The organism is Marinobacter lacisalsi, assembly GCF_042651045.1.
Lineage (GTDB): Bacteria > Pseudomonadota > Gammaproteobacteria > Pseudomonadales > Oleiphilaceae > Marinobacter > Marinobacter lacisalsi.
On the sequence record NZ_JBHSDI010000008.1, the window covers coordinates 17,538 to 31,404 of the forward strand.

Here is a 13,867-nt window from a genome sequence, read left to right on the forward strand (position 1 = left end):
ATTGGTGCATGCGCACCGATTAGCAGCCATACTCTGTTCCGGCAAGGGGCGTTTTCAGCCTCGATTCGCGACACGCTTACACCGCTCGCACCAGGCTATGGCGAAGAAAGTCCGGGCTGAGGGCCTTCCTGCCCGCAAATAGCGCATCCATGGAAAAAATCGCGACTCAGTCTCGATTCTGGATCGGTTCTTGCAGCAGCCAGGCCATCAACCGAGGGAGTTTCATGTCAGCCGTTACGGAATACAAGACCATACTCGACAGCCTCACCACCGCAGTGATCGTTGTGGACAGCGACCTGCGCATCGACTACCTGAACCTGGCCGCCGAAAGCCTGCTGGAAACCAGCATCGCCCGGGTACATCGGGTCAAACTCGCAGGCCTGCTACTGGAAACCAACCAGTCCCTGGATACGCTTCAGGCTGCGGTGGAGACAGGGCAGACCTATACCCGACGGGAAGCCGAATTCCTGTTGGCGACGGGGGCCCGACTGACCGTGGATTACTCGGTGGCCCCCTTCGGTACGGACGGTAATCACCTGCTGCTGGAGATCCAGCCCCGGGACCGCCTGCTTCGCATCAGCCGGGAAGAAGACCTGCTGACCCAGCAGGAGACCACCCGCATCCTGGTAAGGGGCATGGCACACGAGATCAAGAACCCTCTTGGTGGCATTCGCGGTGCCGCCCAGCTGCTTGACCGGGAGCTGTCGGATGACAGCCAGAAAGAGTATACCCAGGTGATCATTGATGAGGCCGACCGGCTGCGAAGCCTTGTGGACCGCATGCTCGGGCCGAACCGGGCACTCAAGCTGGCACCCACCAATATCCACGAAGTGCTTGAACGGGTACGCACCCTGCTGGAGGCCGAGAGCCGGGGCCGGCTGAACTTCCGTCGCGACTACGACGTCAGCCTGCCGGAATTCCCGGGCGACAAGGAGCAGCTGATCCAGGCCTTCCTCAACATCGCCCGCAATGCCATGGAAGCGGCCTTTGATTACCGGGACCAGCCCTGTAGCACCGAGCCACCCACCATTACGTTCCGCACCCGGGTATTGCGCCAGTTCACCATTGGCCAGAAACGCCATCGCCTGGTGTGCCGGGTGGACATCATAGACAACGGCCCGGGTATCGCCCCGGACCTGTTGCAGAACATTTTCTATCCCATGATCAGTGGTCGTGCCAATGGCACCGGCCTGGGGCTGTCCATTACCCAGAGCATCATCGGGCAGCACCATGGCCTGGTGGAATGCGATAGTGAACCTGGCTCGACCGACTTTATTATCTTTCTGCCGCTGGAGGAGACCACGCGATGAGTCAACCGGCAAACGTCTGGATCATTGATGATGACCGCAGCATACGCTGGGTGCTGGAACGCGCCCTGACCCAGGCCGGAATGGCGCCCCGGGTGTTCGAGAATGGTGACAATGTCATGATGCGCCTCGAGCACGAGGAGCCGGATGCCATTATCAGTGATATCCGTATGCCCGGCATTGATGGCATCGCCCTGCTGTCCCGGGTAGCCGAGTCTCACCCGGATGTGCCGGTGATCATCATGACCGCCCACTCCGACCTGGAGAGCGCGGTCACCAGCTACCAGAGTGGGGCCTTCGAGTACCTGCCCAAACCGTTTGACGTGGACGACGCGGTAGCCCTGGCAAAACGTGCTGTTGCCCACAGCCATGAACGCCGGGCCAACTCCGAACCCAGTACCGAATCGCCCCACCGCAATGCGGAAATCATCGGCGAAGCGCCGGCCATGCAGGAGGTCTTCCGGGCCATCGGCCGGCTCTCCCACTCCAACATCACGGTATTGATCAACGGCGAGAGCGGTACCGGCAAGGAACTGGTGGCCCAGGCGCTGCATAACCACAGCCCCCGCGCCACCCATCCTTTTATCGCCCTGAACATGGCGGCCATACCCAAGGACCTGATCGAATCCGAATTGTTCGGCCACGAAAAGGGCGCCTTTACCGGCGCCGCAGCCGCCCGCCAGGGCCGCTTCGAGCAGTCCAACGGCGGCACCCTGTTCCTGGACGAGATCGGCGATATGCCGGCAGATACCCAGACCCGGCTACTGCGGGTACTGGCGGATGGCGAGTTCTACCGGGTGGGCGGTACCACGCCCATCAAGGTGGATGTGCGCATCATCGCCGCCACCCACCAGGACCTGGAAAAACTGGTGGAGGCCGGCAAGTTCCGGGAAGATCTGTTCCACCGGCTCAACGTGATCCGGGTACACCTGCCCAAGCTGGCGGAACGCCGGGAGGATATCCCCCGCCTGATGCAGCACTTCCTGAAACGGGCAGCCAAGGAACTCGCGGTAGAACCCAAGGTGCTGCGCCCGGAATCCGAGGAATACCTCACCACCCTGCCCTGGCCGGGCAACGTGCGCCAGTTGGAGAACACCTGCCGCTGGCTGACGGTGATGGCCAGTGGCCGCGAGGTGCACATCGACGACCTGCCCCCGGAGCTGATGCAACAGGCGGAAACCCCGGCCACCGGCCAGACCTGGCAGGAAGGCCTGCGTAACTGGGCCGAGCAGGAGCTACGCCGGGGCAAGAAGGGCATCCTGGACACGGCAGTGCCGGAGTTCGAGAAGATCATGATCGAAACCGCCCTCAAACACACCGGCGGCCGGCGGCGTGACGCTTCTATCCTGCTGGGCTGGGGCCGTAACACCCTGACGCGGAAGATCAACGAGCTGGGCATGGAGCATGAGGAGGTGGACGAGCACTGAGCTTGTTCACCCCGCTACAGTAACCGCGAATCAGTTCTCGACTTCGCGCCAGTAGATGATGCGGTCGTGGCCGCGGTAGACGCCGAAGGTGGCGAGGGCGGACGGGTCCTGGAGTGCATTGTCACCATTCCAGTCGTGCTGTTGCCAGACGGGAACGAGCCACGTCAGGCGCTCTTCACCCGGGGTGCCCGAGGGTTCCAGAACCAGTGGATCCGCCAGCCCGTTACTGAAGGTTCCGGTATCTCCCCGGCTGGCCAGGGTGTGGTATTGCTCATTATCTTCCAGTGAAGAATCCACGTTCCAATCTGTGCAGTTGTCACTGTCGTTCACAGCAAAACCGGTGCCGGTCCAGTACTCCATTGAGACTGGCATCAGCAGCTCTTCCGCGGTCTCGGGACCATAAACGTTTTCCATTACTCTGCGGCCATAAACGACCTCACCATCGCTCGCTGGTGGCAGCACGAGGGGCACACTGCTGTTCGGGCCAGTCTCCAGAGCCGTTGCTCCGTCCTCATCAACCACCCCGTCGATTTCAAACGTCAATGAGGGTATAAACGGCGCGATCAGGGCATCCGGCGACTTGCTGTAACGGATTATGTCATCACCGGCGTACCGATAAAGTATGGGATCGCCATCAGACCTTGGAAGGATCTCCCCGATACTGTCTACAACCGTTACCGGATAGGGTGTTACCCCATCGCTCAGCAGGGCTGACTCGTCCTGGGTTGGCCAGGTCCTGGAAACGCCATCTGGCAGCAGACGCATGAACCCGCCCACAAGATAGTTCCGGGTCTGGGCCCCGGCCTGGTTTTTGGGTATCACCTCGACGGTCGGCTCCAGGGACCAGCCGCTGTCCTGCCCACTGTAGGTGAAACCTCCGGCAGCACCGCATACCGCTTCAATAACACCGTCGTCGTCCACGCTGACGGTTAAGTGGTGTGGTATAAACCGCCCCACCGGACCAGTGGTACCCTCCATTCTTGCCGTGCGTGCACTGCCGGCGCCCAGGTAATTGCCATCTCCGATGTCGCCGGATACGTCGATAATGCCAACTTCCGAAAAAAAGAAGTCCGTCGGGGCTGCCACCCCACCACTGTAGTCCGATGCCTCCAGCGTCGGGCCGCCCAGCCCGGGGTTGGTTCCGGTAGCCGGTGCCAGCAGGTCGGCTGCCAGCACCACCGATTCCCCTTCCTGACCAAAAGAGGCCGCAAAACCGTTATCCATAAGATTGGCGCCAGCATCGGCGACGCCATCGCCATTGGTGTCGTCTGCACTGTCATAAAGAGCGCCACCCACCCTCAGGGTGAACACTTCTCCGGCAGCCTGGAACGAGGGGCCCGTCGCATCCTGTGCGCCGGGGTTCCCTGGTATCTCCATGGCAATGGCAAAAGGTCGGGCTGTCCATGGGGCTGAAGCAGAAACTGAGACAATGGAAAGAGGCGTGCCGTCCGCAGCCTGAACAAAGCCACTGCTCTCATCCCGGAGGTTCAGAGTGTAATGGCCTACATCAGAAGCCGTAAGGGAGATCTTGGCCGTACCGCTGGCAAAGATCACCTCGAGGTTACCCGCCGATGCCTCCGAATCTTTCAGCAACACAGAGTCTGAACTGGATGCCAACAATGGCTCAGCTCCGACGGGATCGTCTTCCTCCCGAACCAGCCACGCCTTCAGGCTGTACGTGCCATCGTAGTCTGCAGCTACGCCGCAGTTCTCGCTAGCCGGATCAGGGTCCGGATCCTGCTTCAGCATACTGACCTTGTAAGGGTGTTTACGACCTGCAATGAGGTCGTAACCAAAGTCATCGTTCCACTTCTCAATGTACAGTGCATTTTCGGCGAACGTTACCGGATCGCTCGTTACACTGATACCGGTAGCCTGATCAATGGCGGTAAAGGTCAGTTGGTCGGCGTGAGTGTTGGAGAAGGTCAGGGTCACATCGCCGTTATCCGCAGTCACAAACTGGTAGACGGCCTGGCCATCATCACTGGTGTCCGGAGCCGGTGACAATGTTCCCCTGGAGCCGCCCGGACTCCAGCGACCATGGTTACTGCTTGTCTGCAAGGCGACAGAGCCATCGTATTGCTCGAAGACGTTTCCGCTGGTGTCATAGGCGGTCAGCCGAACATTCAGGGGCGCGCACACACTCGCCGAAGTCGGTGCCGTCACCTCCAGCCGATCCAGAACGGCCACTCCCCCGCAAGGGTAAGTGAGTTCAAAAACGGCACGTATAGCCGCCGACGGCAAGGCACTGCTGTATATGTGCAATTCGTCTACGGCTCCGTCGAACCGCGAACCAGTACCGATCAGGTTAAAGAAAGCGTCTCGGCCGAGTATGAGCGGGCTTGAATTGGTCGGGAGTCCCCCGGAAACCGTATCGCTGTCGACAGCCTCGCCATTGACGTAAAGAATCTGCTCGCCGCTCTTGTAGGTCACGGCAATATGAGCCCATGCCCCCCTGGGCAGAACCCCGGTGCCGGAAACCAGGGAGTGACCCTGCCACAGCCAGTAAAGCCGACCGTCAGCATCTGCGAACCACTGATAATTACTTCCTTTCGACAGAATATACCCACTGCCGCTTTCATCTCGTCGGACCCATGCGGCGATGGTCAATGACTCAGAGAGATCCAGCAGGCTGTTGTCTGACACTGAGAATCGCCCGTATTCAAGGGTTTCATTGGAGAGTACGCCATAATGACAGGTCCCCACTGCACCTTGGATGGCTGGCATATTATCCGAGTAACTAAACCAGCCGTTGACATCGCCATCCAACCCATTTCCTGAGCTATCTTCCGTCGTCTGCTCAAACTGCCATAATCCGGTGGCAGCAGGCCAGATCTCTCCAATGGCAATGGTTGATTCAGGAATGCCATAGGAAACTCCGGTAATCCTGAGATAAAAGCGCTCTGTGGCGTGATCGGCATCCGCGTTGGTAGCAACCTCGATATCGACGCTGTTTGCCCCGGTGACGAGAGTCACGGTGCCGGACTGCGCCTGGTAATCCCCTGGCGCCACTGCGCTCTGATCTTCTGTCTGGTACTGAATCTGTATATCTTCCGAAGCCAACACACCGTCCGGCAAGCTCACCGTGAATACGGCGGTATCACCGGCGAATACCCCATCGCCATAGACATTAATTGCCGGTCCGGTGGCGTCCTCATCGTTCGTGGTGCTGTCGGTGCTTTTACCGTCCGACGCACCGGTGGCCATAAACCAGTCGCCGGTACCATCAGGCAACCGTTTTGCGAACTGCCCGGCCTGCCCGCTGACCGGGGGTAGATAGCTGTCATAAGGCAGGTCGTCAGCGTTACAGTCCGGGTCCGGTATCCGCGCATCTCCAGCGCCTGGCCCGACCTTTACGTAATCGATAGTGCGGCCTGCAGCATCCTTCAGGCGAACGTCCATTCCCGCAAGGTCGACCGCTGCACCTCCCAGCCCTGTCCGAACCAGCCATGGCAGGCCGGAGATATCGATTCCGGCACCAGAAAGCGGCAAATCAAACGCGCATTCCACCGTGGGTTTATTCTTGCCATCCGTTGCACAGAAATCCAGCGACCATTGGGAATACACGGACGCATCGATGGACGAGCTGAGAATCTTGACCTCAATAAACTGTTCCTTGTCAGAAATCTCATTGATGGATGCCAACCCCACATACTCGGCAGTACACTCCGCCCAGACCCTGGCAGACAGCAGCACCATCGTCAGTACCAAGACTGCTCGAACCACCATGCGGGCCATTCCTGTGGAACCACTCATTGGACAACAACCTCCACAACACGCTCGGCCTGCTCCAGGCCACTGCCACACTGGCCGGTACTGGTCACCACGAAGACGGGCGAGCTGGCCGGACCCGTCGCCGGAACCGGGATCGCATCACATGACAACGCGGCTGAGCACCCGGACAACCCCGATCCCGAAAAACTGATGCCGGAGGATGCGAGACTGCAACTGTTGCTGTCCAGCACCTGCGCCACCGCCACCTGGGCACCACTCTCAGCCGCGAACAGCGCTCTCTGGGACTGTATCTGCAGGCTCACCGCTTCGCCCGACGTCTGCTGTAGCTGAGCCATACCCAGCACGAGCAATGAAAGCACCGTGATAATAAAAAGGGCGACCGGGAGACCTGCTCCCCGGTGTGCAGACAACGACTTTTCATGGCACATTGCGGATCTGAACCTCCTGGGTCACCTTCAGGGTCTCATTGCTCTGGGCACTATCCAGTTCAAATGAAAAACTGACCACGGCGGCACGTCGTAACGACGGCGGGGTATAGGTAAAAGAGGTGGTTCCCACCAGGTTCGCCGTCAGCACATCGCGACGCCCAGCGGTATAGGGCTGTCCAATGTCATATTGCCGGTAAAGTGCAATCTGGCCGGCCTCAGGGCACAAGGTCTGCGGCTGCCCCACCACAAACAGCCTCCTGGATGGCGAGCGTTCACGGAAGCGGTGGTCCGAGACCAACTCGATCTCAGCCGGAAAAGCGTTATCAATGGCATCAATTTCCGGGGAAATCGGCCCGGGGCTGCTTACCGGGCTGGTATAGAAATCCGATGTGGGCGTGCCGTAACCATAAACGATAATCCTGAGAGCGCTACCGGAGGGCTCCCGCCGAAACGGGATCACTTCAAGGGTTGTGGCGTTCCCTGCCGGCAGCGCCACGTACGTGGTGGCGCCAGCAATTGGAAGCCACTCGATACACCCGGACCCCACCGGTCGAACCGACAGCGGGAAGGCTTCCCTCAGCATACGGGTGATCTGCTCGCTGACCACCACCGCTTTCAGGGCCCGTTGTTGTCGTTCTCCGGTATCAATGGCGCCCTGTGTTGACAGCGCCACAAACTGCACTGAAATGGTGGCCACGATGGCCAGCAACACGATCACCATGATCAGCTCGACCAGAGTGAAGCCGCGGTTGCGAACCATCAGTAGTTCACCCTGTAGGCCGAGAACACGTAGCGGTTACCGGACGGGTCATCAATGAGGATTTCGACCCGCTTGGCCTCCACTGAGGCACCCAGCTCAGCAGACGGATCCGCCACACAGTCGACGTTTACGGTCACCGAAAACTGCTCATACCCATCCACCGCGCCACCGCTGGATACCCAGTACTCCGAAGGCGTTTCGCCGGTAATCGCATCAAAGTCGTCAACGTCCCGGTAACTGTCGCGGTCCCGGCTGCTGTCCACGGTTTTCCGGCAACCACCGCCATAGCGCTGGCCGGCGGGGGCAGCTTCATCGAATGGTCGGGCCAGTATCTCATCCATATAGCGCTGGGCCAGGGCCACGGCCCGGGTCTGATTGAGCGGGTCAGCACTGCGTCCGGCAATCAGGGAAAAGGCCCCCACCACGCCAGCAATGGCGACGCTGATAATGACAATGGTCATCACCAGTTCCACCAGGGTGGCACCATGATGGGAGCGCATCAGCAGCCTCCCCGGTAGACCGCGCCGAGTGCACTGAGGCAAACCTGGTAGGTGGGTTCGCCGGAAAAGGTGAACTGCACGGAATTGCCCGAGGTTTCCGGGCGCCCGAAGTGATCAAACGTAATAGGAAAGGTTGCCCCGTTTACCGACAGGGACGTGTTGCCTGACGCAATACGGAATGGTTCACGGGAGCCAACGGTAAACAAAAACTCACCGGACCCGGAACTCACCGAGAGGGAGTCCTGACCGGCGTTACCCGCCAGCGCTGCCTGTTGGGCAAGCAGCGTGGCGGACTCCAGTTGCTGGGTGGCCAGCAGGGGGGAAAAGGTGGAGCTCCGAGCAAAGAGACCTAACCCGAGCGCCGATATTACGCCGATCAGGATAATGACCATGACCAGCTCCACAAGCGTAAAGCCCGCAGCACTAGGATTACGCCACATTTTATGTTCCTTATAGCGAATCATGGTCATGTGAAGCAGGTTTTTTTCAAATCACCCGATCATTTACCAGCACTAACAACCGTCATCAGTCGTATCCGAATCGGTAATGGTCGATACCGAACCGTCGCTTTCATCATAAGTGAATGAACAAGTACCTATAGTAACTTCAAGTTCAGTGGTGTCAGTTGTGTTGTCAAGCGTGTAGTCATTAGCATCGAGTTGCGCTGCCTCTATAATGCCATCGTTTGTGCTCGGGTTTGCCAACGGATAGCCAGCTGTACTCATGTCGATGGATGCGCCCTCCAGCACGACGGGGCCAGTCTGATCGTTAGCCAACCAAGCAGAATGAGCAATTGCGGACGCTGATTTAACAGCACCACGCGCGCCCTCAAGACTCGAGCGCCTAGCTTCGCCACCCAAATCGGCAAAACGCGGCAATGCAAACGCCGCCAGAATGCCAAGAATAACGATAACCATAACAAGTTCTATCAGGGTGAAACCTTTTTGCTTTCGTGTCACAAGCATGCTGCTCATAAAGACCTCGCTTATCGATGCAAGTCAATTAATATCAATGTAACCCTCTAATAATTTATAAAGGGTTAGCAATATAGAAACTACTTTTAGCAGTTACTAACGTCGACTGTAATGGTGGGTGTATTGTTCGCTGCTGGCGCCGTGTAACTTACCTGACAACTTCCGGTCCCTGTGGTTGGGGCGCCTTTTGCCTGAATTACAATTACGGCTCCAGCACCGGATCCGGCACTGGAAGAAGCACCTACGTTGAAATCACCATTAGTGCCGGTGGTAATTTGAGCTGCATCCAAGATACCACCATTGCCTGCGTCCAGCGCTTGTGGGTAACCATTGATCATGTTGATCGATCCCCCCTCAAGCGCGACTGAGGCAGGATCATTACCAACGGCCAATGCCTTTGAATGCGCAATCGCCGATGCTGATTTGATGGCGCCGTACGCACCCTCGACTGTGGATGCACGTGCTTCCCCACCCAAATCTGCAAACCTCGGTAAAGCAAATGCAGCCAAGATACCAAGAATAACAATTACCATAACCAGCTCGATTAAGGTAAAGCCTGCTGACTTTCTCATATTCATTGCTTTCATATCTTACTCCCAGGCTTCAATAGCCCTTAATTCTCTTGAAAAAATCAGTTGAAGTTCACTTCCACTTCACCACTTGAGTAATCATAAGTGATGGTGTCGCCAGCTTCGTTCGGGTTGTATTCATAGGTACAGACCGGGTCTGTAAAAGAGGCTGTATACTCGGTGGCCGTACCGGATGTTGCTATGCTGGGGGCATTGGCCTGAAGTAAGGCTTCCCATAAGGCAGCGCAACCTCCTGTATTGTTCGGGTCAGGCCAACCATCACCTGTGGCTGCGACATCACCCTCGCCGAAACCCTCTACACCATCAGTATCGGCAGTGGTGCTCCCATTGGTTACCCACTGAGCTTTAACCAGAGCCACACCAGCACTCAACGCACCAGCAGTGCCCTGAATACTGGAGTTATGGGCCTGCTCGGAAAGCTGCGCAAATCTTGGCAAAGCGAATGCCGCAAGGATTGCCAGAATGGCAATGACCACCACCAGTTCAATCAGGGTGAAACCCTTTTGTTTTTGCTTACTGCTCATCTGTCGCTCCCCGCAATATTGCGATATTTTAATGATTCTCTCATGCATGCACTTTAGTGTGTTCTAGTAAGTTTCGCTTATTTGATCGCCATCAACCTCCACCAGTTTGAGACCAGTGGCGCGTTTCTCGTTGTTTTTTCCTTGTTTGACAGTTGTGGCGTAATCCACCTGGACCTGCCACGCAAACGGCTCGCCCGCCTCCCTCCAGCGGCCGTCAACGTCCAGCGCCTGGCCGGGCTGGTAAACCAGCCATTGCCGTTCGCTGTCGAAACACCAGCCCCGTTCATCCGGCGCCAGTGCCTTACATTTTTCTTCGGTGCGGGGCTTTTCATCCTCCCACCGTAACAGGCGCAAGGGATTGAGCCCCTGCAACGACTCCAGGGCCTCGTCCCGGGCCAGCATGGCCTCGGCGCCTCGCACCACCAGGGCGCTGCGAACCTGGTTCAGCATCAGCTTGACCGATTGCCGCTCTGCCCTTTCCGCTGTCTCTTCCAGGGCATCCAGCAAGAACCACACCGCAAACGCCAGGATGCTGAACGCCACCAGCCACCGGAAGCGCCGGTGGTTGTCGGCCAGCACCCGGCCTTCGGCGCCCATACAGCCTTATCCCCGCCCCATGGCGGCCGCCCCCAGGTCCCAGATGGGCAGGAAAACGCCCAGGGCCAGGATCAGGACCAGTACCCCCATGGCAACGATCAGTATCGGCTCGATGGACTCCGCCAGGCGCTTGAGGCCGAAATCCACATCCTCGTCGTAGAAGTCCGCCACGTTGTACAGCATCTCGTCCACCGCACCGGTTTCCTCGCCGACGGCAATCATCTGCAGGATCAGCGGCGTGAACATGCCGCTGTTGCGGGCCGTGCGAAGCAGGCTCTCGCCCCGCTCAATACCATGCCGCATTTCCCGGATATGGATGGCGATCCAGGCATTGTCGGTGGCATCGGACACCACTGACAGGGCGTGGGTGACGGGCATGCCGGCAGCCAGCATGGTGGCAAAGTTTCGCGAGAACCGGCTCAGGGTTATCAGTTCCAGCAGGGGGCCCATAATGGGAAGCCTGAGTTTGTAGCGATCCCAGGTCTGGCGGCCCTGCTCGGTCTGCTTCCACTGGCGTATCAGCAGCCCGGCGGCGGCGATGAAGAACAGCACGATGAACCAGTAATTCAGCAGGAAGTTGGAGGTGCCCACCAGTACCTGGGTCAGAAACGGCAGGTCTGCCCCCAGCTTGTTGAATACCGCCGAGAACTTGGGAATGACCAGGAAGTTCACCACCATCAGGGCCGCAAACAGCGCGATCACCACAAACATGGGGTAACGGATGGCCTGCTTGAGGCGGCGCTTTGTGTCCCGCTCCAGTTCCAGGATGTCGGACAGGCGCTTGAAGGCGTCGTCCAGCATACCGGTGTTCTCGCCCACGTGAATCATGGCGATGAACAGGTCGGAAAATACCTTGGGGTGAGCCTGCATGGCCGTGGCCATGTTGGCGCCGCCCTCCAGGCGATCCGTCACGTCTTCCAGGGTCTCAGCCAGCACCGGCGACCGGGTGGTTTCGGCCAGGCCCCGCATGGTACGGATCAGCGGTATGCCCGCCTTGGTCAGGGCGTACATCTGCCGGCAGAAGACGATGAGTTCGTCCAGGGTGACCCGGCGACGGAACAACGGCATCCGGTCAAACCGTTCCGATAGCGAGGTGGTCTCCTGCTGCTCCTCAATGGCCAGGGGAGTAATGCCCCGGCGCATGAGTTCACCGGCGGCCGCATCCGCCGTCGGTGCCGCCAGGCTGCCTTGCTGCAGGGCGCCGGCGCTGTCCTTGCCACGATACCGGAACTGCATCAGCTCTCCTCCGCCCCTTCTGCGGCATCCCGCACGGCTTTGTCGGCGAGTGCCGCGTCGGTCTCATCCAGGGACACATCTGCCTCGGAAGTGGCCGCTACCCGCGCGACTTCCGGCAGGCTGGTAATGCCACGCAGGGCATAGTCCATCGCGCACGCCCCCAGCGGGCGATAAAGATGGCTCTCGCGGGCCGCCCGGGTAAAGCCGGATACATCCTGCCGGCGCAGGGCATCCAGCATGGGCTCGTTCATCTCCAGCATCTCGTAGACACCGATACGGCCCTTGTAACCGGTATTGCTGCACTGGTAGCAACCGCGGCCATGGACGAAGCCAGCTTCCAGGTCCAGTGGATCCAGATTGAAGGAGTCCAGCCAGATCTTTTCCTGCTCGCTGGGCTCGTAGGGTTCACGACAGTTGTCGCACACCTTGCGCACCAGTCGCTGGGCCACGATGCCCAGCAGCGAACTGGCCACCAGGAAGGGTTCCGCGCCCATGTCGATCAGGCGCATGGCACTGGAAATGGAGTCGTTCGTATGCAGTGTGGACAGCACCAGGTGACCGGTCATGGCCGCCCGCAGACCGATTTCCACGGTTTCCTGGTCCCGCATCTCACCCACCAGGATGACATCCGGATCCTGCCGCAAGGCTGCGCGAAGTACGCTGGCGAAATGCAGGCCGATACGGGGGTTTACCTGTACCTGGGTAATCCGCGGCAGGCGGTATTCCACCGGGTCCTCGGCGGTGATGATCTTTACCTCGGGGCGGTTCAGTTCAGTCAGCGCACCATAGAGCGTGGTGGTCTTACCGCTACCGGTAGGGCCGGTCACCAGGATCATGCCATGGGGCTTGTGGATCATCCGGCGGAAGTTCTTCAGCAGGTTGTCCGGCATACCGGTCACGTTGAGGTCCAGGGTGCCACTGCTCTGGTCCAGCAAACGCATGACCACCGACTCGCCGTACTGCACCGGCATGGTGGACACCCGCACGTCGATACTGCTGCCCTTGACCCGTATGTTGAAGCGGCCGTCCTGGGGCAGGCGTTTCTCTGAAATGTTGAGGCCGGCCATCAGCTTGAGGCGCAGGACCAGGGCGGCGTTGACCCGCTTTTCCTTCATCACCTGTTCCTGCAGCACACCGTCCACCCGCTGGCGTATACGCACCACGGTTTCGTCGGGCTCGATATGGATATCGGAACTGCGGGCCTGGACGGCGTCCTCGAACAGGGTCTTGAGGAGTTTGACCGCCGGGGCTTCCTCGCTCTCCGACTCAGCGGAAAGATCCGCCAGGTCAAAGGCATCGTCGCCCAGTTCGTCTTCCAGCTCTTCCGCCAGGGAGGCGATTTCCTCAGTGCGCCGGTACACCAGGTCCAGGGTGCTGAGCAGTTCGCTCTCCCGGACCACCGCCTGCTTGACCGGCTGTTTGAGCACCCGCACCAGCTCGTCGTAGGCAAAGATATCCAGCGGGTCGGCCATGCCCACCAGCAGCTCGCCGCCCTGCTCCGCCAATACAATGGAACGGAACCGCCGCGCCAGGGCCTCCGGCAGCTTTTTGACCAGATTCTGGTCAAACTGGTAGTTGCGCAGCTGGACGAAAGGCACCTCCAGCTGACGGGAGAGGATATTGAGCAGGCTGTCCTCTTCCACATAGCCCAGATCGATCAGCGTACGGCCCAGCTTGCGCCCGGAGTTTTTCTGCTCCTTGAGGGCGGTCTGGAGTTGCTGATCGGTGATCACCTCGTTCTGGACGAGCAGGTCACCTATCCGGATTTTGCGTTTCGGCTCAGCCATGA

The 13,867-nt window shown here is 59.0% G+C and carries 13 protein-coding genes; 2 read left to right on the top strand and 11 right to left on the bottom strand.

The genetic code is table 11. The features are described 5' to 3' along the window. The first annotated feature begins 224 nt into the window (after positions 1-224). Positions 225-1,310: a nitrogen regulation protein NR(II) gene (glnL, locus tag ACFOZ5_RS04990; RefSeq protein WP_379885915.1), complete on the top strand. Its 1,086-nt coding sequence runs from the start codon at positions 225-227 to the stop codon at positions 1,308-1,310. After that, entirely contained in the window at positions 1,307-2,734 is a 1,428-nt protein-coding gene (ntrC, locus tag ACFOZ5_RS04995) for a nitrogen regulation protein NR(I) (RefSeq protein ID WP_379885916.1), read from the top strand. The genes glnL and ntrC overlap by 4 nt, the downstream gene beginning before the upstream one ends. Positions 2,735-2,764: 30 nt before the next feature. Here the strand turns inward: ntrC and ACFOZ5_RS05000 are convergent, their stop codons facing one another. From ACFOZ5_RS05000 to ACFOZ5_RS05050, 11 genes are all read right to left on the bottom strand, one after another. Then, positions 2,765-6,490, bottom strand: a complete 3,726-nt coding sequence (locus tag ACFOZ5_RS05000) for a DUF6701 domain-containing protein (RefSeq protein WP_379885917.1) — start codon at positions 6,488-6,490, stop codon at positions 2,765-2,767. Then, complete coding sequence (locus ACFOZ5_RS05005) at positions 6,487-6,804, bottom strand: hypothetical protein (protein ID WP_379885918.1); 318 nt, start codon at positions 6,802-6,804, stop codon at positions 6,487-6,489. The genes ACFOZ5_RS05000 and ACFOZ5_RS05005 overlap by 4 nt, the downstream gene beginning before the upstream one ends. A gap of 82 nt (positions 6,805-6,886) precedes the next feature. Continuing rightward, positions 6,887-7,657, bottom strand: a complete 771-nt coding sequence (locus ACFOZ5_RS05010; RefSeq protein WP_379885919.1) for a PulJ/GspJ family protein — start codon at positions 7,655-7,657, stop codon at positions 6,887-6,889. Then, the gene (locus tag ACFOZ5_RS05015) at positions 7,657-8,157 is read right to left on the bottom strand and encodes a type IV pilus modification PilV family protein (protein ID WP_379885920.1); all 501 of its coding nucleotides are present in this window, start codon (positions 8,155-8,157) and stop codon (positions 7,657-7,659) included. Before ACFOZ5_RS05015 ends, ACFOZ5_RS05010 begins: the two co-directional genes overlap by 1 nt. Next, positions 8,157-8,597: a Tfp pilus assembly protein FimT/FimU gene (locus tag ACFOZ5_RS05020; RefSeq protein WP_379885921.1), complete on the bottom strand. Its 441-nt coding sequence runs from the start codon at positions 8,595-8,597 to the stop codon at positions 8,157-8,159. The genes ACFOZ5_RS05015 and ACFOZ5_RS05020 overlap by 1 nt, the downstream gene beginning before the upstream one ends. Before the next feature lie 72 nt (positions 8,598-8,669). After that, positions 8,670-9,131, bottom strand: coding sequence for a type II secretion system protein (locus ACFOZ5_RS05025; RefSeq protein ID WP_379885922.1), 462 nt, complete (start codon positions 9,129-9,131; stop codon positions 8,670-8,672). A gap of 86 nt (positions 9,132-9,217) precedes the next feature. Continuing rightward, positions 9,218-9,718 (bottom strand): type II secretion system protein, encoded by a 501-nt coding sequence (locus ACFOZ5_RS05030; protein WP_379885923.1) that lies wholly within the window; start codon positions 9,716-9,718, stop codon positions 9,218-9,220. Positions 9,719-9,762: 44 nt separating this feature from the next. Beyond that, the gene (locus ACFOZ5_RS05035) at positions 9,763-10,245 is read right to left on the bottom strand and encodes a prepilin-type N-terminal cleavage/methylation domain-containing protein (protein WP_379885924.1); all 483 of its coding nucleotides are present in this window, start codon (positions 10,243-10,245) and stop codon (positions 9,763-9,765) included. A gap of 63 nt (positions 10,246-10,308) precedes the next feature. After that, on the bottom strand, positions 10,309-10,842 hold the full coding sequence (locus ACFOZ5_RS05040) for a hypothetical protein (RefSeq protein WP_379885925.1): 534 nt from the start codon (positions 10,840-10,842) through the stop codon (positions 10,309-10,311). 6 nt (positions 10,843-10,848) lie between these two features. Continuing rightward, entirely contained in the window at positions 10,849-12,078 is a 1,230-nt protein-coding gene (locus ACFOZ5_RS05045) for a type II secretion system F family protein (protein WP_379885926.1), read from the bottom strand. Next, positions 12,078-13,865, bottom strand: coding sequence for a GspE/PulE family protein (locus ACFOZ5_RS05050; RefSeq protein WP_379885927.1), 1,788 nt, complete (start codon positions 13,863-13,865; stop codon positions 12,078-12,080). The genes ACFOZ5_RS05045 and ACFOZ5_RS05050 overlap by 1 nt, the downstream gene beginning before the upstream one ends. Positions 13,866-13,867: the final 2 nt, after the last annotated feature.

What these genes read in the sequence shown, in the direction of transcription:
- ntrC (WP_379885916.1), top strand. Translation starts at nt 1,307, where the DNA reads ATGAGTCAACCGGCAAACGTCTGGATCATTGATGATGACCGCAGCATA.
- ACFOZ5_RS05000 (WP_379885917.1), bottom strand. Translation starts at nt 6,490, where the DNA reads ATGAGTGGTTCCACAGGAATGGCCCGCATGGTGGTTCGAGCAGTCTTG.
- ACFOZ5_RS05045 (WP_379885926.1), bottom strand. Translation starts at nt 12,078, where the DNA reads ATGCAGTTCCGGTATCGTGGCAAGGACAGCGCCGGCGCCCTGCAGCAA.
- ACFOZ5_RS05020 (WP_379885921.1), bottom strand. Translation starts at nt 8,597, where the DNA reads ATGTGGCGTAATCCTAGTGCTGCGGGCTTTACGCTTGTGGAGCTGGTC.
- ACFOZ5_RS05035 (WP_379885924.1), bottom strand. Translation starts at nt 10,245, where the DNA reads ATGAGCAGTAAGCAAAAACAAAAGGGTTTCACCCTGATTGAACTGGTG.
- ACFOZ5_RS05040 (WP_379885925.1), bottom strand. Translation starts at nt 10,842, where the DNA reads ATGGGCGCCGAAGGCCGGGTGCTGGCCGACAACCACCGGCGCTTCCGG.
- ACFOZ5_RS05005 (WP_379885918.1), bottom strand. Translation starts at nt 6,804, where the DNA reads ATGGCTCAGCTACAGCAGACGTCGGGCGAAGCGGTGAGCCTGCAGATA.
- ACFOZ5_RS05050 (WP_379885927.1), bottom strand. Translation starts at nt 13,865, where the DNA reads ATGGCTGAGCCGAAACGCAAAATCCGGATAGGTGACCTGCTCGTCCAG.
- ACFOZ5_RS05025 (WP_379885922.1), bottom strand. Translation starts at nt 9,131, where the DNA reads ATGAGCAGCATGCTTGTGACACGAAAGCAAAAAGGTTTCACCCTGATA.
- ACFOZ5_RS05030 (WP_379885923.1), bottom strand. Translation starts at nt 9,718, where the DNA reads ATGAAAGCAATGAATATGAGAAAGTCAGCAGGCTTTACCTTAATCGAG.
- glnL (WP_379885915.1), top strand. Translation starts at nt 225, where the DNA reads ATGTCAGCCGTTACGGAATACAAGACCATACTCGACAGCCTCACCACC.
- ACFOZ5_RS05010 (WP_379885919.1), bottom strand. Translation starts at nt 7,657, where the DNA reads ATGGTTCGCAACCGCGGCTTCACTCTGGTCGAGCTGATCATGGTGATC.
- ACFOZ5_RS05015 (WP_379885920.1), bottom strand. Translation starts at nt 8,157, where the DNA reads ATGCGCTCCCATCATGGTGCCACCCTGGTGGAACTGGTGATGACCATT.